The sequence below is a fragment of the Nocardioides sp. P5_C9_2 genome, from assembly GCF_054049555.1.
Map to the genome: position 1 here is coordinate 1 of NZ_JBFUMD010000730.1, position 1,187 is coordinate 1,187.

The 1,187-nt window shown below is 63.0% G+C and carries 1 protein-coding gene and 1 pseudogene; both read left to right on the forward strand.

Features of this window, described 5'->3' with window-relative positions:
- Positions 1–424 (forward strand): annotated as a pseudogene (locus ACXJKL_RS21355) (glycosyl transferase); the annotation flags it as partial.
- A gap of 329 nt (positions 425–753) precedes the next feature.
- The coding region (locus tag ACXJKL_RS21360) for a hypothetical protein (RefSeq protein ID WP_457208996.1) at positions 754–1,187 on the forward strand (434 nt) is incomplete at its 3' end.

Here is a 1,187-nt window from a genome sequence, read left to right on the forward strand (position 1 = left end):
CGACTATATGGATCGTGTCCGCGCGCTCGCCGAGCAGGGCGACGTCCGCCTCCTAGGCGCAGTGTGGGACCAAGACGTCTTGAACCAACTGTACGCCAACAGCCTGAGCTATCTCCACGGGCACTCCGTAGGCGGCACCAATCCGTCCCTTCTGAGGGCTCTCGGGTGCGGCGCTCCAGTGACAGCATACGACGTGAACTTCAACCGCGAGGTCACCGATGGGAACGCGTTGTTCTTCGATGACCCGCGTTCCGCTGGGGCGGCCATGACCGCTGATGAGAGGGATCCGGACTCGGCCATAAAGCGCGGTGCGGCCGGCAAAGTGCACGCCGAACGGGCATACCGATGGGACGACGTCACCGATGGCTACGAACAACTCCTGCTCGACCTCGTGAGCTCGCGCGGCTCACACCGTATTGGGTGATACCCCAACTTGAGGATATTTCGCCATTGGCTCGGACTGCTACGTGGCCATCGTGCCCAATGTCATTGTGCACATTCCTAGACCGCGCCTCTATGGCGAGCAGCGTCCCGTCGAGTGTCCCCAGTGCGGTCACACCGAAGAGTCTGGACACCCGGTCCGACATGTGGGTCGTGTGCTCGTGCGCCACCGGTGCTCGGCAGTCATCGATCAGTCCAGCATTGCGGGGGATGAGCACTGCGGTTGTCCTGCCCCTTGCCATCACTGACGACTCCATCGTTAGAAATTCGGGAGACCCTCGGCGGCACGCGCACGTAGCCTGAGCCCATGGAATGCGGCGTGCCGACGACGGAGTTGTTGTCGCCGTCGGGGACTGGCGTGGCGCCATGAGAGTGCAACGCGGCAACCTTTCTGAGGTCGTGGCCAAGGAYGGCCGCTGCACCGTATACGTCGACGACCAAGTGATCGTGCTGTCGGAGATGTCCACAGTCATCCTCGAAGCAATCCCCGCGGTCGGCTTCGCCGATTTGACGGAACTCACTACTGCGGTCGTGAACGTCTTTGGACCGCCCCTTCCTCCTGCCGATGCAAGTGCGCTCACGCGAGGTCACGTCCTGGACCTCGTGGCCCACGGGGTCCTGGCGGACGACACCGCACGCGAGAAATCATTCCCGACAAGGAGTAGCGCGGAGGCCCTGCGCGATGCGTTGCGCCACATCCGGTCGTCGCGATCAGGACCTTGGACGATGCCCGTTCAGGTCACACC